Here is a 17708-nt window from a genome sequence, read left to right as displayed (position 1 = left end):
TCTTCAATCACAGGAGCCCTGGCATGAGCCTCTCTTCCCCTGACGCTTTACCCAAGGCCCGCCGTGGTCGCCTGCTTACCGTCTGGACGCCCGAAGACAAGGCCTTCTGGGTCCGCGAAGGCAGCGCCATTGCCAACGTCAATCTCTGGATCTCGATTCCGGCCCTGTTCCTGGCCTTTGCCGTCTGGCAAATGTGGAGCGTGGTGGCGGTCAACCTGCCCAACCTGGGCTTTCACTACACCGAAAACGAACTCTTCTGGCTGGCCGCGCTACCGGCCCTGTCCGGTGCCACGCTGCGCATTTTCTATTCGTTCATGGTGCCCGTGTTCGGTGGGCGGCGCTGGACGGCGCTGACCACGGCCAGCTTGCTGCTGCCCACCATCGGGGTGGGGCTGGCGGTCCAGGATCCCAGCACGCCGTATTCCACCATGCTGATTCTGGCCCTGTTGTGTGGGCTGGGCGGCGGGAATTTTTCCTCGTCCATGTCCAATATCAGTTTCTTCTTTCCCAAGGAACGCAAAGGTTCCGCTCTGGGCCTGAACGCCGGCCTGGGCAATCTGGGGGTGTCCTCGGTGCAGTTCCTGGCGCCGCTGGTCATCTCCCTGGGCATTCTCGGCCCCTGGGCAGGGGGGCCGCAGATGGCGCAACTGTCCGGCTCCCAGGGCGGCCCAGTCGAAATCTGGGCGCAGAACGCCGCCTTTATCTGGGTGCCGTTCATCATCATCGCGTCAATGCTGGCCTGGGTCGGCATGCATGACATTGCCGATGCCAAGGCGTCCTTCCGCGATCAGGCGGTGATCTTCAAGCGCAAGCACAACTGGATCATGTGCTTCCTCTACCTGGGGACTTTCGGCTCTTTCATCGGGTTTTCTGCTGGGTTTCCGCTGTTGATCAAATACCTCTATCCGGATATCCGTCCCTTGCAGTATGCCTGGCTTGGCCCCCTGGTGGGCGCCATGTCGCGGCCTTTCGGTGGCTGGCTGTCCGATCGCCTGGGCGGTGCGCGGGTCACTTTCTGGACTTTCCTGCTGATGGTGCTGGGCGTGCTCGGGGCCATGGCTTCGCTGCCTTCTGAACAAGCCCAGGGCAGTTTCTACGGCTTCCTGCTGTCTTTCCTGTTCCTGTTCTTCCTCACGGGGATCGGCAACGGTTCCACTTTTGCCATGATCCCGGCCATCTTCAATACGCTGGCGCAGCGCCGCCATGCCGCAGATGGTGCTGCCGGGCAGGAACTCGCCAGCACCGAAGGCGCCAAGGAATCCGCTGCCGTGCTGGGCTTCAGCGGGGCCATGGGGGCCTATGGTGGATTCTTCATCCCCAAAAGCTTCGGCACCTCCTTTGCCCTGACCGGCACGCCCTATGCCGCCTTGCTGTTTTTCGTGGTGTTCTACGCGGTCTCGCTGGCCGTGACCTGGTGGTATTACTCGCGGCGCCGTGCCGAAATCCCATGCTGATGCGCCATTGCGCCGCCTGCCTGCGGCCGAACTTTTTCTAACGGAGCCTCTACCGTGAGCCATTTCATCGACCGCCTGAAGTATTTCTCCCGTTCAAAGGAAACCTTCTCCGACGGACACGGCGCCGTGGTCCGCGAAGATCGCACCTGGGAAGACGCCTACCGCAACCGTTGGCAGCACGACAAGATCGTCCGCTCCACGCATGGGGTGAACTGTACCGGGTCGTGCTCCTGGAAAATCTACGTCAAGGGCGGTCTGGTCACCTGGGAAACCCAGCAGACCGACTACCCGCGTACCCGCCCCGACATGCCCAACCACGAACCGCGCGGCTGTCCACGCGGGGCCACGTTCTCGTGGTATCTGTACAGTGCCAACCGGGTCAAATACCCGATGCTGCGCGGTCGCCTGGCCCGTTTGTGGCGCGAACAGCGCAAGACCATGGGCGCGGTCCAGGCCTGGGAAGCCATCATGTCCGATCCGGACAAGGCCGCCAGCTACAAGAACGCGCGTGGGCTGGGGGGATTCGTCCGTTCCAACTGGGACGAGGTCAACGAACTCATCGCGGCGGCCAACATCCATACCATCAAACACCATGGCCCGGACCGCATCATCGGCTTTTCGCCGATTCCGGCCATGTCCATGGTGTCCTATGCCGCCGGGGCCCGGTATCTGTCCCTGCTGGGTGGCTGTCTGCTCAGCTTCTATGACTGGTACTGCGACCTGCCGCCTTCCAGCCCGCAGACCTGGGGCGAACAGACCGATGTCAGCGAATCGGCCGATTGGTACAACTCGACCTTCATCATGCTGTGGGGCTCGAACGTGCCCCAGACCCGCACGCCCGATGCCCATTTCATGGTCGAGGCCCGCTATCGGGGCGCCAAGGTCGTGTCCGTGTTCCCGGACTACGCCGAAGGCGCCAAGTTCGGCGACATCTGGCTGCACCCCAAACAGGGCACTGATGCCGCCCTGGCGCTGGCCATGGGGCACGTCATCCTCAAGGAATTCCACCTGGCCGGCAAGAGCGCCTATTTCGAACGCTATTGCCGCCAGTACACCGACATGCCCTTCCTGGTGCGCCTGGTGCGCCAGGGCGACCGCTATGTGCCTGACCGCAAGCTGCGGGCCGACGACTTCGCTGACCGCCTGGGGCAGGACAACAATCCCGAATGGAAAACGGTCGCTTACGACGAGCACACGGGGGAACTGGTCGTGCCGCGTGGTTCCATCGGTTTCCGCTGGGGACAGCAGGAAGGCGGGGACGCGGGCAAATGGAACCTCGAACTCAAGGACGCCCAGGGGCGTGACGTGCATCCGCGCCTGTCGCTGATCGATGACCATGATGAAGTCGCGCCGGTGGCCTTTCCCTATTTCGGCGGCATTCACCACGATTATTTCCAGGGCACGGATCACGACGAAGTGCTGGTGCGCAACCTGCCCGTCAAGCGTGTCCAGACGGCCGAAGGCGAAGTCCTTGTCGCCACGGTGTTCGACCTGTTCGTGGCGAACTATGGCATCGACCGGGGCCTGGGCGGTGACAACGTGGCCTCGTCCTATGACGAGGACGTACCCTACACCCCGGCCTGGCAGGAACGCATCACGGGTGTGGACCGCGAAAAAGTCATCACCGTGGCACGCCAGTTCGCCGACAATGCCGACAAGACCGAAGGCAAATCCATGGTCATCCTGGGTGCCGGCCTGAACCACTGGTACCACATGGACATGGCGTACCGGGGCATCATCAATCTGGTGTCCATGTGCGGCTGCGTCGGGAAATCCGGCGGTGGCTGGTGCCACTATGTGGGCCAGGAAAAGCTGCGGCCGCAAACCGGCTGGACCATGCTGACCTTCGCGCTGGACTGGCTGCGCCCGCCACGCCACATGAACGGCACATCGTTCTTCTATGCGCATACGGACCAGTGGCGCTATGAAAAGCTCCAGGTGCCGGAACTGCTCTCGCCCCTGGCAGACGCCTCGAAATACCAGGGCAGCCTGATCGACATGAACGTGCGGGCCGAACGCATGGGCTGGCTGCCCTCTGCGCCGCAATTGCAGACCAATCCGCTCCAGATCGTGCAGGCGGCCCGGGCGGCCGGGCAGGACCCCAAGGAATACGCGGTCAATGCCCTGCGCGATGGTTCGCTGCGGTTCTCTTGCGAAGACCCCGATCATCCGGATAATTTCCCGCGCAACATGTTCGTCTGGCGCTCCAACCTGCTGGGCTCATCGGGCAAGGGGCACGAATACTTCCTGAAGCACCTGCTGGGCACGCAGCATGGCGTGCAGGGCAAGGATCTGGGCGAAGCCGGCGAGGCCCGGCCCCTGGAAGTCACCTGGCACGACCAGGCGCCCCAGGGCAAGCTCGACCTGCTGGTGACGCTCGATTTCCGCATGTCCACCACCTGTGTCTATTCCGACGTAGTGCTGCCCACGGCCACCTGGTACGAAAAGAACGACCTGAACACATCCGACATGCACCCGTTCATCCACCCGCTGTCGGCGGCCGTGGATCCGGTCTGGGAATCCCGCAGCGATTGGGAAATCTATCGTGGGCTGGCGAAGAAATTCACTGAATTGGTGGCAGACCAGAATCTGCCCAACGAAGATCTGGTCCTGCAGCCCTTGCAGCATGATTCCCCGGGCGAACTCAGCGACCCCTACGATGTGCGTGAATGGCGCAAGGGCGAGTGCGATCTGGTGCCGGGCAAGACCCTACCCAATATGATGGTCGTGGATCGTGACTACACACGGGTCTACGAACGTTTCACCACCCTGGGCCCGCTGGCCGAAAAACTGGGCAATGGCGGCAAGGGCATTGCCTGGGACACCAAGGAAGAAGTCGAATTCCTGCGGCAGCTCAATGGCCGCGAGCGTGATCCGGGGGTCGGTCAGGGGCAGCCGCGCATCGTCACCGATATCGACGCTTGCGAAACCGTGCTTACGCTTGCCCCCGAGACCAACGGCCATGTGGCGCTCAAGGCCTGGGATGCACTGTCGAAATTCACCGGACGGGATCATTCCCACCTGGTCAAATCCAGCGAACACGAAAAGATCCGCTTCCGCGACATCCAGGCCCAGCCGCGCAAGATCCTGACTTCGCCGACCTGGTCGGGGATCGAATCCGACAAGGTCAGCTACAGTGCGGGCTATACCAACGTGCATGAACTCATTCCCTGGCGCACGTTGACCGGCCGCCAGGAACTCTACCAGGATCACCCCTGGATGCGTGATTTCGGTGAAGCCCTGTGTGTGTACCGGCCACCGGTGGACACCAAGACCATCCAGCCCATGCTGGACAAGCGGTTCAGCAATGGCGAACCGCATGTGGTGCTGAATTTCATCACGCCGCACCAGAAATGGGGGATCCACTCCACCTATTCCGACAACCTGATCATGCTGACGCTCTCGCGCGGTGGCCCGATCGTCTGGATGTCGGAAATCGACGCAGCCAAGGCCGGCATCGAGGACAACGACTGGATCGAGGTCTTCAACGTCAATGGGGCCATCGTGGCCCGTGCGGTGGTCAGCCAGCGTGTGCCCGAGGGCATGACCATGATGTATCACGCCCAGGAAAAGATCGTGAACGTGCCGGGCTCCGAAATCACCGGACAGCGTGGCGGGATCCACAATTCCGTGACGCGGGCGGTGCTCAAGCCCACGCACATGATCGGCGGCTACGCCCAGCTGTCCTACGGCTTCAACTACTACGGCACGGTCGGTTCGAACCGCGATGAATTCGTGGTCGTCCGAAAAATGAAGAACATCGACTGGATGGATGAAACCCACGAGGTTCCCGCCCAGACGCAGGCCTGAGGAGTCCGCCCCATGAAAATCCGCGCGCAAGTCGCCATGGTCCTGAATCTGGACAAATGCATTGGCTGCCACACGTGTTCGATCACCTGCAAGAACGTCTGGACGTCTCGCGAGGGCATGGAATATGCCTGGTTCAACAACGTCGAGACCAAGCCTGGCGTGGGCTACCCCAAGGACTGGGAAAACCAGGACCGCTGGAATGGGGGCTGGCGCCGCCGCGACAACGGCCGCATCGAGCCGCGCCAGGGCGGCAAGCTGCGCCTGCTGTCGCGCATCTTCTCGAACCCGAACCTGCCCGAGATCGACGATTACTACGAGCCGTTCACCTACGACTACGACTATCTGCAAAAGGCCCCGGAACGCACCACGCCCCCTGTGGCACGGCCGCGTTCCCTGATCACCGGCCAGCGCATGGAAAAGATCGAATGGGGCCCCAACTGGGAAGAAATCCTGGGGGGCGAATTTTCCAAGCGTTCGCAGGACTACAACTTCGAAGAGGTACAGAAGGACATCTACGGTCAGTTCGAGAACACCTTCATGATGTACCTGCCGCGCCTGTGCGAGCACTGCCTGAATCCCACGTGCGTGGCCAGCTGTCCTTCGGGTTCGATCTACAAGCGCGCCGAGGACGGCATCGTGCTGATTGATCAGGACAAATGCCGCGGTTGGCGCATGTGCATTTCCGGTTGCCCCTTCAAAAAAATCTACTACAACTGGAAATCCGGCAAGGCAGAAAAATGCATCTTCTGCTATCCGCGCATCGAAGCCGGCATGCCCACGGTCTGTTCCGAGACCTGCGTGGGCCGCATCCGCTACCTGGGCGTGCTGCTCTATGATGCCGACCGCATCGAAGCGGCTGCCAGTACACCGAACGAAAGGGATCTCTATCAGGCGCAGCTGGACCTGTTCCTGGACCCGGATGACCCCGAAATCCGCCGCCAGGCCCTGGCCGACGGCATTCCGGAAAACTGGCTGGATGCCGCCCGCAATTCGCCGGTCTACAAAATGGCCGTCGAATGGAAAATCGCCTTCCCGCTGCATCCGGAATACCGCACTCTGCCCATGGTCTGGTATGTGCCGCCTCTCTCGCCGATCCAGTCTGCGGCCAACAGCGGGCAGCTTGGTGCGTTTGGAGAAATCCCTGACGTGCAGTCGCTGCGCATCCCCCTGCGCTACCTGGCCAATCTGCTGACGGCGGGTGATGAAGCGCCGATCGCCACGGCGCTGGAGCGCCTGCTGGGTATGCGTGCGTTCATGCGGGCGCGTTCGGTGGATCGCCAGGAACGTCTCGATATTCTGGAGCAGGTCGGCCTGACTCTGCATCAGGTCGAGGACATGCATCGTTACCTGGCCATCGCCAACTACGAAGACCGCTTCGTCGTGCCCACCGCCCACCGGGAAAGCGCCGAGAACGCCTTCGATATCCGGGGCGGATGCGGCTTCACCTTCGGCAATGGCTGTTCGGGTGGCACATCCGAAGGCTCTCTGTTCGGCAAGCCGCGCAACAAGCGCAAGCCGACCGTGGTGTTTCTTGACCCGGCCCGGACGGCCTGAAAGGAGGCATGACATGGGTTCTGTCACAACATCCCGCCATGCGCCGGTGTTCTCCGTACTGTCGGTCCTGCTCGGCTATCCCGAGCGGGACTGGCTGGATGCGTTGCCGGAACTGCACGCGGCGCTGCCGGCCGACGTCCGCACCCGGCTGGCGCCCCTGTTCGATTTCCTGGACCGGAACGATGACCTGATCGACCTCCAGGAACAGTACGTCGCCACGTTCGACCGCCGCGCCGCCCATTCCCTGCATCTGTTCGAGCACGTGCATGGCGAATCCCGCGACCGTGGCCAGGCCATGGTGGATCTGCGTAACGAATACCTGAAACATGGCCTGGAACCCGCCTCCAGCGAACTGCCGGACTATGTGCCGCTGTTCCTGGAATTCCTGGGTCAGATCCCGGCTGAGGCCGCCGAGGACCTGCTGGGCGACGCCATCCATGTGTTGGCCCGGCTGGGCGGCAAGCTGGCGGAATCCGGCAGCCCCTACGCCTGCCTGTTCGATCAGCTGCAGACCATGACCGACGTTCAGCCCGAAGTCCTGCCCGATCCCCCGGAAGGGGACATGGAAGAACGGCTGATCACCTTCGGCCCCGAGGCCGATGGCACCGAACCCCTGTTCATGCCGCGCCAGGCCAGCGGGGGCAATGTCCAGCCGATCGTGTTCCATCCGCCCCGTTCCCGCAAGGCGGGCCCGGCCACTGGCCAGGCCTGAGGAGATTCCGATGAAAGCCACACTCGACCTGTTCTTCTTTGGGGTGTATCCCTATATCGCCCTGACCGTGTTCTTCACGGGCAGTCTGCTGCGCTTCGAGCGCGAGCAGTACACCTGGAAAAGCGATTCCAGCCAGTTGCTGCGCCAGGGCTCGTTGCGCTGGGGCAGCAATCTGTTCCACATCGGGATCATCTCGCTGTTCTTCACTCATCTGGTGGGCTTGCTCACGCCACCGGCCGTCTATCACGCCTTTGGCGTGACGACGCAGTTCAAACAATTGATGGCCATCGTAGTGGGCGCGATTCTGGGGGTGGTGTGCCTGATCGGCCTGCTGCTGCTCATTCATCGCCGGTGGTCGGAGATCCGTCTGGCACACAACTCCAACCTGTCGGACTGGGTCACGCTGCTGTGGATCCTGCTGGTGCTGGTGGTCGGCATTGCCTCGATCTTCACGTCTGTACACCATACCGATGGCGCGGTGATGGTCCAGCTGGGCGAATGGGCGCAACGCATCGTGACCTTCCGCAGCGGCGCAGTGGGCGCCCTGGAAGGCGTGCCCGTTGTCTACCGCCTGCACATGGTGCTGGGCATGACCCTGTTCGTGATCTTTCCCTTCACCCGTCTGGTGCACGTGTGGTCGGGCTTTGCTTCGGTCTCCTATCTGGTCCGGGCCTGGCAACTCGTGCGGCCGCGCTGAATCCGTCCGGAAACCACAGGATGATCACCGTCAACGACACGCACATCACCGAAGCCGAGATCCTGGCCGAGGTCCCGCGCCATCAGCACGAGGCCAACCCGCGCCTGGCCGCAGGCCAGGAACTGGTCCTGCGGGCACTGTGTCGCCAGCGCGCGGCTGAACTGGATCTGACGGCCGAAGACGACGAAGCCCTGTTGCAGGCTGTGCTGGCCCACGACGTGCGCACGCCCGAGGCGGATGAGGCCAGCTGCCGACGCTATTACGAGCAGCATCCCGACGAATTTCGCGAAGGCGATCGCATCGAGGCCTGGCACATTCTGTTCCAGGCCACCTCGGGGCTGGACGTGCAGAAACTGCGCGCCCGGGCCAATGGCATCCTGGCCGAACTGCACCGTGAAGGCCTGGGATCGTTTGCGACCTTTGCACGGAACTATTCCAACTGTCCCTCGGGCGCCAAGGGCGGCGCTCTGGGCGAACTGAGCCGGGGCGAAATGGTGCCCGAATTCGAACGGGCGATCTTCGCCCTGCCGGAATATACCCTGGGCAGTGAGTTAGTCGAGACCCGGTTCGGGTTCCACATCGTGCGTACCGGACTCAAGGTCGAAGGCCGTGCCCTGCCGTTCGAGGACGTGCACGAACGGCTGGCAGACTGGCTTGAAGCATCCAGCCAGCGGCGTGCCGTACACCAGTACCTGCAGCAGCTGGTCGGGGGGGCCCGCATCGAAGGCATCCCCATGCAGGGAGCGGATTCTCCGCTGGTGCAATAGCAGGATTGCTGCTGTTCCCCCCTTTGAAAGCTGTTGATGCCGCCTACGCGGTTGCCGGCAAGCCGTCTGCCGCCACGCGTTCAGGCGCGATGGGGATCGCGGCTGAAGGGGTCGAGGGAATCACATCGGCCAGCGTGTGAGCGTCCAGATGATCCATGAAGGCCTGCATCGCGCCTGCAATGATGGGTTTCAGGCCGCAGTGGCCGTTCAGGATGCAGTGGTTGTCAGTCCCCATGCATTCGACCAGTGCCAGATCGTTTTCCATGTCACGGATCAGCGCCCCCAGGCGGATCTCGCCAGGCTCGTGGGCCAGTTCCATGCCACCGTTCTTGCCGCGTACCGTGCGGATCCAGCCGCGCTGGGCCAGCCGGTGCGTGATTTTCATCAGGTGTGGTTCTGAAATCCGGTAGGCCTGGGCGATTTCGGCAATCGTGCAGAGCCGGTCACGGTGGCTGCCCAGGTAAATCAGCAGCCGCACCGCGTAGTCGCTCATGTTGGTCAGGCGCATGATGGGAAATCCTGGTAGGGGTCAGCGCGCCTGGGCGGGCTGTGGGGCCGCCCGGGACGGGGCCGCAGCAGAGACTGGCCGGTCGGGCCGGGGGCGGATCAGCATGGGGATGAAGCGCCACAGATACAGCGCCATGCACAGGATCCAGGCGCAGGCAGCCAGATGCAGCAGGGGTTGGCTGGCGGCCGAAGGCCATAATGCGGCCAGACGGAAGACAGCCGCAGCGATCATCAGCCAGTAGCTGGCCAGCATGCTGCGGTCCAGGGCCAGCGGGCGCCCCAGATGGCCCAGGGCCGTGCGGGTCAGCATGCCGATGATGAGGATGCAGAAACCGGCCATGCCGATCAGGTGGACGTGCGTGGCGCTGCGCGCCAGCAGGCCGCGCATCAGTGCTGGGTCGAGCAGGCCGCTGATGTGGATTGCTGCGACCAGCAGGCCGACGCCGATGAAGGCGTAGCCCAGGTACAGGATCCACAGCATGGGTTTGCGCAGCACCGCAAGCGGTTGCCAGGCCAGCAGCTGGCCCAGGCTGATCAGGCCGGTCAGTGCCAGGCTGCCAGCCATGATCCACGACAGAAAAGCCGGACCACTGCCGGCAGGCGGCATGACTTGCAGCAGCACACCGGCGGCCAGGGCCAGCATGCTGAAGACCATCTGCACATGGCCGGAACGCGTCAGCATGGGAATCTGCAGGCCCGGGACCATGCGCATGGAGAAAAAGGGAATGACGCGCCGCGCGATCAGCAAGGCGACCACGGCCATGCCGATCAGGCCCAGATCGAAGCGTCTCATCAGCAGGAGGTAATCGCCGTTGAGGGCTGCCAGCAGGTACAGCAGGTCAGCTGCGCCCAGTGCCAGCATGACCGCCGGCAGACCGTAGTTGCGGCGGCTGCGGCCCTTGATCATGACGCGCATCAGGCAGGCCGCAGCGACCAGGAAGAACAGCAGTTCGGCTGCCGTGGCGATCCAGAAACCCGTCAGCCCGCCTGTCAGAAAGCCGATGCGGGCCACGAGCCACAGCAGGCACAACAGGCCCAGGGGGCGGCCTGAAAGCGGATTGAAGCCGGTCCAGGTTGCGCTGGCGGTCAGCAGGAAGCCGACCGCGATGGTGATGATGAAGCCCCACAGCATTTCGTGGGCATGCCAGTAGACCTGGGGCAGGGGCCCATTGAGCACCTGCGGGGTGAAGATCCACAGGGCGATGGAGATCAGCGCCCAGGCCGCACCCGCCAGGTACAGCGGCCGGAATCCCAAGGCCAGGAAGGCTGTCATGGATGGCCGGGATGCGGCAGCGGCCGGTTCCTCAATACTGAGCAGGTGGGACATGGGCGTCGAACTCCGTGACGGGTTGGTCGGGGTGGTGGCTGATCTGGTAGCCATACCACAGGCTGCGGGCGATGCGGTGGGCGAAATCTGCCGCCTGCGCCGTGAAGGCCGGGTTGTCGAATTCCCCCAGTGTGTCGTGGAACAGGTCGAGCCAGCGCACGAACATCGGGCCTTCCAGGCCGGGCAGGGCGATGTGGCGTGGCATGGGCGTACCACTGTAGGCGCCGGTACGCCGCAATAACGACGACCAGAAGCGCACCATGCGTTCCAGGTGTTCGTCCCAGTCTTCGATATGGGTATCGAATATCGGACCCAGGACCGGATCCTGGCGGACACGGCGGTAGAAAATGGTGGACGAGGGTCGTGATCTCGGCCTCGGTGCAGACTGGGGCGTCTTCCATGGTCGCGGGGCGGGGATTCAAAGGTTCATATTATAGTTATCTTAATGGGGAAGCGCAAAATTTCATGCCGCCGTAGGCGGTTGTCCGGCCTGGTGTTCAGTTATGATTCAAGTCTTCACCTGTCTTTTCTTTTTTCCAGATCGTGCCCCGCGCCGTGTCGCCAGGGCGTTGTCATCATGTCCAGACCCGTCACCCTGTCCTGCGTCATCCCCTGCTTGAACGAACAGGCCAACCTGAGCGTATTGCTGCCAGAGTTGCTGTCCATGCTGTCGCGCCAGGATTGCGTGCCGGAAATCGTCGTGGTCGATGATGGCAGCACCGACGGCACGCCTGATCTGATGCGTCATTGGACTCGCCTGCATCCGGAAATCGTTTATTTGCGCCTGTCGCGCAATTTCGGCAAAGAGGCCGCCCTGACGGCTGGACTGGATGTTGCGCGTGGCGATGTGGTGGTCTGTCTGGATGCCGACATGCAGCATCCCCCCGAGATGATCCCCGCCATGTTGGCGCGCTGGCGCGCCGGGGTACACATGGTTTACGCAGTACGCGCCACGCGTGATGACGAAACCTGGTTCAAGCGGGTCGGCTCCCGGCTGTTCTATGCCTTGATGCGCACATCCGATGGCCAGAGCGTGCCGCCCAATGCCGGGGACTTCCGTTTGATGGATCGGGCCGTGGTCGATGCCCTGAAACAGTTGCCCGAACGCGACCGTTTCATGAAAGGCCTGTTTGCCTGGGTCGGTTTCCGGTCCGAGGCCATGGCCTACACGCCGCCCCAGCGATTGCATGGCACCAGCCGGTTCCGGCCCCTGAAATTGCTGCGTTTCGCCGTGGACGGGCTGACGGCCTTTACCACTTGGCCGTTGCGATTGCTCAGTCTACTGGGGGCTTGCGTGGCGTTGCTGGCCTTTCTGTATGGCCTGTTCATCATCGTGACGCACTTGCTCTATGGCGATGCAGTGCGCGGCTGGGCCACTCTGATCACAGTGATCCTGTTCTTTGCGGGGGTCAATCTGATGTCATTGGGCGTGGTGGGCGAATACATCGCCCGTATCTTCACCGAAGTCAAGGGCCGGCCCGTCTATCTGTTGCAGGAACGTGCAGGCACGGGATTGGGCGATGCAGGCCCCGGTGACTGTGGGCCTGGGCCTATCCCTGGGCCGGGCCTGGATGTGCCGCCACCACGCTATGCGCGGGCCTCCATCGACGAGGACACGACTGGCGATCCACTGTCTTCAGGAGGACACCAGGCATGAGATTCCCGGCCTTTGGCTCCCGGCTGGTGGATGCTGGCGAATCTGCCTGGCAGCGCCTGCGGGTCCGGCGCGCCTGGCCCTGGGTGGCGCTGTCCACTTTCCTCTGGCTGGCGGCCACGACCTGGATGTATCCGCTGCTGCTGCCTGACGAGGGGCGCTACGTGGGGGTGGCCTGGCATATGCTGGTCTCGGGGGATTACCTGACGCCGCGCCTGGATGGCATGCCCTTTTTCCACAAGCCGCCGCTGTTCTATTGGCTGACGGCAGCATCCTTGGCGGTATTCGGCGACAACGCCTGGGCCGGGCGGCTGTGCTCGGTACTGGCGGCCACGGCGCTGGTGACGATCACGTATGTTTTTCTGCGCCGGTATGCCAGTGGCCGCGCCGCGAGCCGCACGGCCCTGATCCTGGCGGTGCAGCCATTTCTGTTCGGTGCGGCGCATTATGCCAATCTGGACATGCTGGTGGCGATGCTGATGAGCCTGACCGTGATGGCCGGTGCCGATGCCGTATTCCGTCGCGAGCAGCTGCGTCCGGATACCTGGGCGCTGACGACCATGTACATCGCCGCAGCGGCCGGATTTCTGGCCAAGGGCCTGATTGGCGTCGTGCTGCCGGGCGGGGTCTTGTGCTTCTGGCTGCTGGGCCGGCGCCGATACCGCGCCCTGGGGCGCTTGTTCTGGTGGCCGGGCATGTTGCTGTTCCTGGCCTTGGCCTTGCCCTGGATGGTGGCAATGGAACTGCGCCATCCGGGCTTTTTCGACTATTACATTGTCTACCAGCATTTCCAGCGTTTTCTCGAATCTGGTTTCAACAATCCGCATCCCTTCTGGTTCTATGTGCCGGTCGTGCTGGGCCTGACGCTGCCCTGGTCGATCCAGTTGTGGCGCTGGACCCTGCCCAGGGGGCCATTGCAGACGGCGTTCGTGCCGCCCGCCCATCGGGTGGAGCAAGTCGACCGCCGGGTGCTGCGTGGCCTGATGTTGTCCTGGCTGGCCGTGGTGCTGGTGTTTTTCTCGATTCCCGCCTCGAAATTGGTGGGTTACGTGATTGCCGCGCTGCCGCCGCTGGCCTGGTTCATCCAGGAAACCTTCGAACAACGCGAGGAATCCACTGCGCCTGGCGCAGTCCGCAGCCTGGTGCGCCATGCGTTGGTGGCGGGCGCATTGTGCCTGCTGGCCGTGGTGGCAATGGTGCTGTTTCCGCAACGCAGCACAAAAAGCCTGGCCCAGGCGCTGGCGGTTTCAGCGGCGCCTGGCGACCAGTTGGTGATGCTCGACCAGTACGCCTATGACGTACCCCTGTATGCCGGCTGGCGCGGCCCGGTCATTGCCGTGGCGAACTGGAACGATCCGGACGTCATGCGAAGCGATGACTGGCGCAAGGAACTGGCTGATGCGGCCACGTTCATGCCGGACCGGGGTGCGGACAGGCTGTGGCTTGCATCGCAGTTGCAGGCGTATTTGTGTGATCCGGGCCATGCGACGACCTGGCTGCTGGCTTGGCTGGATGAAGCCGACCGCTACCCGGCGCTGGCGGGCCTCGAACCCCTGGCGCGGACATCCAGGATGGGCCTGTGGCGCGTGCCAGCGGCCGAAACCGTCAATGGCTGCGGCGAAACGCCCAGTAGCGCCCCAGAATGAAGGTCATCCCGGCAATGCCGATCAGCACCAGGGCCAGCAGGACATCGTAGCGGATCGTCGTCAGGCGCAGCAGTGTGGCGTAAGCGGCCTCGTTGGCCGCGAAGCCCAGGGCCGACACCAGAAAAAAACGTACCGCTGCGCGCTGCAGCGGTGCGTGTTGGTGGCGGAAGGTCAGGCGGTAATGGCCTGCAAAGGACACCCAGAATGCCACCAGCCAGCCGACGATGTTGGCGCCCAGCGGTGCCAGCCCCCCCAGGGCGACGCAGGACACGGCGACTGCCCAGTGGGTGGCTGCCGCTGCGCAGCCTACAATGACGAACCAGCCGACCTGGGTAGCGAGTTTCTTGAGCATGGATCCGGATTTGCGAGCAGCAGGGCATCAATACCGGCGCATTGTATTGTGTGCCGACGATTTCGGGATGAACCCGGCAGTGAATGCCGGCATTCTGGCGCTGGCTGCGTGCGGCCGCCTGTCGGCCACCAGCCTGCTGGTCGATGGTCCGGCAGCGCGCCAGGACACGGCGGCGCTGCTGGCATCGGGGCTGCAGGTGGGGCTGCATCTGAATTGCACCGAATCCTTCGGTCAGCCTGGGCTGTGCCTGCCCCTGGGAAGACTGATCCGGGCGGCCTGGCTGGGGCGCTTGCCCAGCGCTGCGGTGCGCGCTGCGGTGCAGCGGCAGCTGGCGCTGTTCCGGGACATCACGGGCCGTGAACCGGATTACATCGACGGTCACCAGCATGTGCATCAATTGCCGGGCATCCGCGATGCTTTGTTGGAATCGTTGCCGGCGCCCCACTGCGGTGCGCCCTGGATCCGTGATGTCGGGCGGCCGCGCATGGCGGGCCTGCCGCTGCGCCTGCGTTTCAAGGCAGCCGTGATCGCCGGGCTGGGCGCTTCGGGCCTGCGTCATCGTGCACAGGCGCGTGGCCATGCGCTTAACCCGGGGTTCCTGGGGGTGTATGATTTTCAGGGTGGGGTTCCGGCCTACGAAAACTGGCTGCGCCGCTGGCTGGCTGCGTGCCAGGATGGCGATGTGCTGATGTGCCACCCTGCACTGGGCGCGGATGACGCCGACAGTCTGTCGGCGCAGCGTCAGGCCGAATATGCGGTGCTGGCAGGCCCTTTGATGGGGCGGCTGCTGGCAGAATATCATTTGACGATCGAAGGATCTGGGTCGGGGCATCGACCCGTTCTTGCGAACTGATCGATGCTTGATGCCATCGGGCGGCCTGTTGACCGTGCGGTGGATCGTGAACTGTACCGAGGAAACAATATCAATATGGCCCTGACTCACCAGACTTTGACGTATCAGACCCTGACTCCGGATTTTGCCGTCGCGCCCCAGCTGGGACCCGATGATATGCAAGCCTTGGCAGACGCAGGGTTCAAGTCCGTCATCATCAATCGTCCGGATGGCGAGGCCGGTCCCGATCAGCCCCGGTCCGATGATGTGTTGCGGGCGGCCCAGGCAGTTGGTTTGCAGGCGCGCTACCAGCCCGTTGTCAGCGGCGCGATCACGCTGGCGGATGTGGCCGAGTTCGCGGCGTTGTTGCGGATTCTGCCCAAGCCCGTGCTGGCCTACTGCCGCTCGGGTGCGCGGTGCACCAATCTGTTTCTGGCGGCGCGCGAACATGGCGCAGATCAAATCCAGGGCTGATCCGACTGTCCTTTCAAGGGGCCAGCGGTTATGCTGATGTCTCCCGCTAGCGTTTTGGATGAGCTGCGTATGTTCAAGAAAATTCTGATCCCCACGGATGGTTCCAAGCTTTCCGCCCAGGCCGCCAACAAGGGCGTCTGTTTTGCCCGTACCATTGGCGCCGAAGTCGTCGCGTTGCACGTGTCCCAGCCGTTTGCGGCGACGGTCGGTTTCGATGGTATGGCCGCCGCTTATGCCATCACGGACGAAGACTACGACCGCACCGCAGCCGAGCAGGCCAAGAAATACCTGCAGGCGGTGCTCGACCGGGCCGAAACGGCCGGTGTCAAGGCCACGCCCCTGGCAGTATCCAATTTCAATGTCGCCGACGGCATCGTGCAGGCCGCCCAGTCCGAAGGCTGCGACCTGATCTTCATCGGCAGCCATGGCCGCAGCGGCCTGTCCCGCCTGCTGCTGGGCAGCGTCACGGTCAAGGTCCTGGGCCTGGCCAAGGTCGCCACCCTGGTCTATCGGGTCAAGGAAAACGATTGACTCCATGCCCAGTGTGATTCACCACCGGCCGATCCCGGCGCAGGGGGGCCGTGACACGGTCCAGGCGCCGGGCGGGGTGGTGCGTGACGCATATGGGCGTCCATTGCGTGATCTGCGGATTTCCGTCACGGATCGGTGCAATTTTCGTTGTACCTACTGCATGCCGCGCGAACTGTTCGACGCGGATCACGAATTCCTGCCCCATGGGGCCCTGCTGACTTTCGAGGAAATCACTCGAATCGCCCGGATCGCCCTGGCCGGTGGCGTGCGCAAGATCCGGTTGACTGGCGGTGAACCACTGCTGCGCAAACAGGTCGAGACCCTGATCGGCATGCTGGCCGATTTGCGCACTCCGGAAGGCGATCCGCCGGAACTGACCCTGACGACCAATGGCACGTTGCTGGCCCGCAAGGCGCGTGCGCTGGCTGATGCCGGCTTGGCGCGTGTCACGGTCAGCCTGGATGCGTTGGATGATGCCTTGTTCGAACGCATGAGCGACAGCGGCGTGTCAGTGGCCACGGTGCTCGACGGCATCGAAGCTGCCGCCGCTGCCGGATTGACCCCCGTCAAGGTCAACATGGTCGTGCGCCGGGGGATGAACGATGGCCAGATCCTGCCGATGGCGCGTCGATTCCGGGGTTCCGGCCATACGTTGCGTTTCATTGAATACATGGATGTCGGCAATACCAACGGCTGGCGCATGGACGAAGTCATCACGGGGGCGGAAATCGTGCAGATCGTCGATAGCGAGTTTCCGCTGCGGCCGCTGCAGGCGCGTTACCGGGGCGAGGTCGCCGCACGGTGGGCGTATGCAGATGGTGCTGGCGAAATCGGCTTGATCACCAGCGTGTCCCAGCCGTTCTGCGGGGACTGCACGCGGCTGCGTCTGTCGCCCGAAGGCAAGCTGTTCACCTGCCTGTTCGCCGAACAGGGGCATGATTTGCGCGGCCTGTTGCGCAGCGGTGCCGATGACACGGCTCTGGCCCGACGCCTGTCGGGTGTCTGGCGATCGCGTGACGACCGCTATTCCGAAATCCGCAGCGAAGCCCATCGCACCCAAAAAATAGAAATGAGTTATATAGGGGGATGAGACAGGACACGAAAGAGTCCCTGCGGACTCTTTCGTGCCTGTCGAATCCGAGCCGCTTGCAAGCGGCGAGGTGGAGGGATGCAACGGGTGAAGATACTTCGTGCCTGTCGAATCCGAGCCGCTTGCAAGCGGCGAGGTGGAGGGATGCAACGGGTGAAGATACTTCGTGCCTGTCGAATCCGAGCCGCTTGCAAGCGGCGAGGTGGAGGGATGCAACGGGTGAAGATACTTCGTGCCTGTTGAATCCGAGCCGCTTGCAAGCGGCGAGGTGGAGGGATGCAACGGCTTGAGGTTGCCACGG

The 17708-nt window shown here is 63.2% G+C and carries 15 protein-coding genes and 1 pseudogene; 12 read left to right on the top strand and 4 right to left on the bottom strand.

Features of this window, described 5'->3' with window-relative positions; translation table 11 throughout:
• Positions 1–23: 23 nt before the first annotated feature.
• Genes RBR29_RS01150 through RBR29_RS01125 form a run of 6 tightly spaced genes read left to right on the top strand, consistent with a single transcriptional unit; the run spans position 24 to position 8994 of the window.
• Entirely contained in the window at positions 24–1454 is a 1431-nt protein-coding gene (locus tag RBR29_RS01150; protein ID WP_320346403.1) for a NarK family nitrate/nitrite MFS transporter, read from the top strand.
• Between the two features lie 54 nt (positions 1455–1508).
• The gene (locus RBR29_RS01145) at positions 1509–5264 is read left to right on the top strand and encodes a nitrate reductase subunit alpha (protein ID WP_320346402.1); all 3756 of its coding nucleotides are present in this window, start codon (positions 1509–1511) and stop codon (positions 5262–5264) included.
• 12 nt (positions 5265–5276) lie between these two features.
• A complete protein-coding gene (gene narH, locus RBR29_RS01140; protein ID WP_320346400.1) occupies positions 5277–6818 on the top strand; it encodes a nitrate reductase subunit beta in 1542 nt (513 codons plus the stop codon).
• 13 nt (positions 6819–6831) lie between these two features.
• Positions 6832–7530, top strand: a complete 699-nt coding sequence (gene narJ, locus RBR29_RS01135; protein WP_320346399.1) for a nitrate reductase molybdenum cofactor assembly chaperone — start codon at positions 6832–6834, stop codon at positions 7528–7530.
• Positions 7531–7540: 10 nt separating this feature from the next.
• Positions 7541–8227: a respiratory nitrate reductase subunit gamma gene (gene narI / locus RBR29_RS01130; RefSeq protein ID WP_320346397.1), complete on the top strand. Its 687-nt coding sequence runs from the start codon at positions 7541–7543 to the stop codon at positions 8225–8227.
• A gap of 20 nt (positions 8228–8247) precedes the next feature.
• Positions 8248–8994 carry a peptidylprolyl isomerase gene (locus tag RBR29_RS01125; RefSeq protein ID WP_320346395.1) on the top strand — a complete coding sequence of 249 codons (747 nt, stop codon included), beginning with the start codon at positions 8248–8250 and terminating at the stop codon, positions 8992–8994.
• A gap of 43 nt (positions 8995–9037) precedes the next feature.
• Here RBR29_RS01125 and RBR29_RS01120 read toward each other — a convergent pair whose 3' ends face one another.
• The 3 genes and pseudogenes from RBR29_RS01120 to RBR29_RS01110 form a co-directional block, all read right to left on the bottom strand.
• Positions 9038–9502 carry an Rrf2 family transcriptional regulator gene (locus RBR29_RS01120; RefSeq protein ID WP_320346393.1) on the bottom strand — a complete coding sequence of 155 codons (465 nt, stop codon included), beginning with the start codon at positions 9500–9502 and terminating at the stop codon, positions 9038–9040.
• 21 nt (positions 9503–9523) lie between these two features.
• Positions 9524–10828 (bottom strand): NnrS family protein, encoded by a 1305-nt coding sequence (locus RBR29_RS01115; RefSeq protein WP_320346391.1) that lies wholly within the window; start codon positions 10826–10828, stop codon positions 9524–9526.
• A pseudogene (locus tag RBR29_RS01110) lies at positions 10806–11229 on the bottom strand (group III truncated hemoglobin). Before RBR29_RS01110 ends, RBR29_RS01115 begins: the two are co-directional and overlap by 23 nt.
• Positions 11230–11405: 176 nt before the next feature.
• Here RBR29_RS01110 and RBR29_RS01105 point away from each other — a divergent pair.
• Both RBR29_RS01105 and RBR29_RS01100 read left to right on the top strand, forming a co-directional pair.
• Positions 11406–12485 (top strand): glycosyltransferase family 2 protein, encoded by a 1080-nt coding sequence (locus RBR29_RS01105; RefSeq protein ID WP_320346389.1) that lies wholly within the window; start codon positions 11406–11408, stop codon positions 12483–12485.
• On the top strand, positions 12482–14128 hold the full coding sequence (locus RBR29_RS01100; protein ID WP_320346387.1) for a glycosyltransferase family 39 protein: 1647 nt from the start codon (positions 12482–12484) through the stop codon (positions 14126–14128). The genes RBR29_RS01105 and RBR29_RS01100 overlap by 4 nt, the downstream gene beginning before the upstream one ends.
• Here RBR29_RS01100 and RBR29_RS01095 read toward each other — a convergent pair.
• Complete coding sequence (locus tag RBR29_RS01095; RefSeq protein WP_320346385.1) at positions 14088–14480, bottom strand: GtrA family protein; 393 nt, start codon at positions 14478–14480, stop codon at positions 14088–14090. The genes RBR29_RS01100 and RBR29_RS01095 overlap by 41 nt on opposite strands.
• Between RBR29_RS01095 and RBR29_RS01090 the strand changes: the two genes are divergently transcribed.
• From RBR29_RS01090 to moaA, 4 genes are all read left to right on the top strand, one after another.
• Positions 14440–15333 (top strand): ChbG/HpnK family deacetylase, encoded by an 894-nt coding sequence (locus RBR29_RS01090; protein WP_320346384.1) that lies wholly within the window; start codon positions 14440–14442, stop codon positions 15331–15333. The genes RBR29_RS01095 and RBR29_RS01090 overlap by 41 nt on opposite strands.
• 75 nt (positions 15334–15408) lie before the next feature.
• The gene (locus RBR29_RS01085) at positions 15409–15786 is read left to right on the top strand and encodes a TIGR01244 family sulfur transferase (protein ID WP_320346383.1); all 378 of its coding nucleotides are present in this window, start codon (positions 15409–15411) and stop codon (positions 15784–15786) included.
• A 69-nt stretch (positions 15787–15855) separates the two neighbouring features.
• Positions 15856–16317: a universal stress protein gene (locus tag RBR29_RS01080; RefSeq protein WP_320346382.1), complete on the top strand. Its 462-nt coding sequence runs from the start codon at positions 15856–15858 to the stop codon at positions 16315–16317.
• Between the two features lie 4 nt (positions 16318–16321).
• Positions 16322–17407 (top strand): GTP 3',8-cyclase MoaA, encoded by a 1086-nt coding sequence (gene moaA / locus RBR29_RS01075; RefSeq protein ID WP_320346380.1) that lies wholly within the window; start codon positions 16322–16324, stop codon positions 17405–17407.
• Positions 17408–17708: the final 301 nt, after the last annotated feature.

Source organism: Castellaniella sp. (assembly GCF_034007085.1).
Classification (GTDB): Bacteria; Pseudomonadota; Gammaproteobacteria; order Burkholderiales; family Burkholderiaceae_B; genus Castellaniella.
The sequence above is the reverse complement of the archived record's forward strand: the minus strand, read 5'-3'. Positions and strand labels throughout refer to the sequence as shown.

Excerpts from the sequence above, each read along its gene's own strand:
- RBR29_RS01120 (WP_320346393.1), bottom strand. The coding sequence starts at position 9,502 with ATGCGCCTGACCAACATGAGCGACTACGCGGTGCGGCTGCTGATTTAC.
- RBR29_RS01095 (WP_320346385.1), bottom strand. The coding sequence starts at position 14,480 with ATGCTCAAGAAACTCGCTACCCAGGTCGGCTGGTTCGTCATTGTAGGC.
- narH (WP_320346400.1), top strand. The coding sequence starts at position 5,277 with ATGAAAATCCGCGCGCAAGTCGCCATGGTCCTGAATCTGGACAAATGC.
- RBR29_RS01080 (WP_320346382.1), top strand. The coding sequence starts at position 15,856 with ATGTTCAAGAAAATTCTGATCCCCACGGATGGTTCCAAGCTTTCCGCC.
- RBR29_RS01085 (WP_320346383.1), top strand. The coding sequence starts at position 15,409 with ATGGCCCTGACTCACCAGACTTTGACGTATCAGACCCTGACTCCGGAT.
- RBR29_RS01125 (WP_320346395.1), top strand. The coding sequence starts at position 8,248 with ATGATCACCGTCAACGACACGCACATCACCGAAGCCGAGATCCTGGCC.
- RBR29_RS01115 (WP_320346391.1), bottom strand. The coding sequence starts at position 10,828 with ATGTCCCACCTGCTCAGTATTGAGGAACCGGCCGCTGCCGCATCCCGG.
- narI (WP_320346397.1), top strand. The coding sequence starts at position 7,541 with ATGAAAGCCACACTCGACCTGTTCTTCTTTGGGGTGTATCCCTATATC.
- narJ (WP_320346399.1), top strand. The coding sequence starts at position 6,832 with ATGGGTTCTGTCACAACATCCCGCCATGCGCCGGTGTTCTCCGTACTG.
- RBR29_RS01150 (WP_320346403.1), top strand. The coding sequence starts at position 24 with ATGAGCCTCTCTTCCCCTGACGCTTTACCCAAGGCCCGCCGTGGTCGC.
- RBR29_RS01090 (WP_320346384.1), top strand. The coding sequence starts at position 14,440 with ATGACGAACCAGCCGACCTGGGTAGCGAGTTTCTTGAGCATGGATCCG.
- RBR29_RS01105 (WP_320346389.1), top strand. The coding sequence starts at position 11,406 with ATGTCCAGACCCGTCACCCTGTCCTGCGTCATCCCCTGCTTGAACGAA.
- RBR29_RS01100 (WP_320346387.1), top strand. The coding sequence starts at position 12,482 with ATGAGATTCCCGGCCTTTGGCTCCCGGCTGGTGGATGCTGGCGAATCT.
- moaA (WP_320346380.1), top strand. The coding sequence starts at position 16,322 with ATGCCCAGTGTGATTCACCACCGGCCGATCCCGGCGCAGGGGGGCCGT.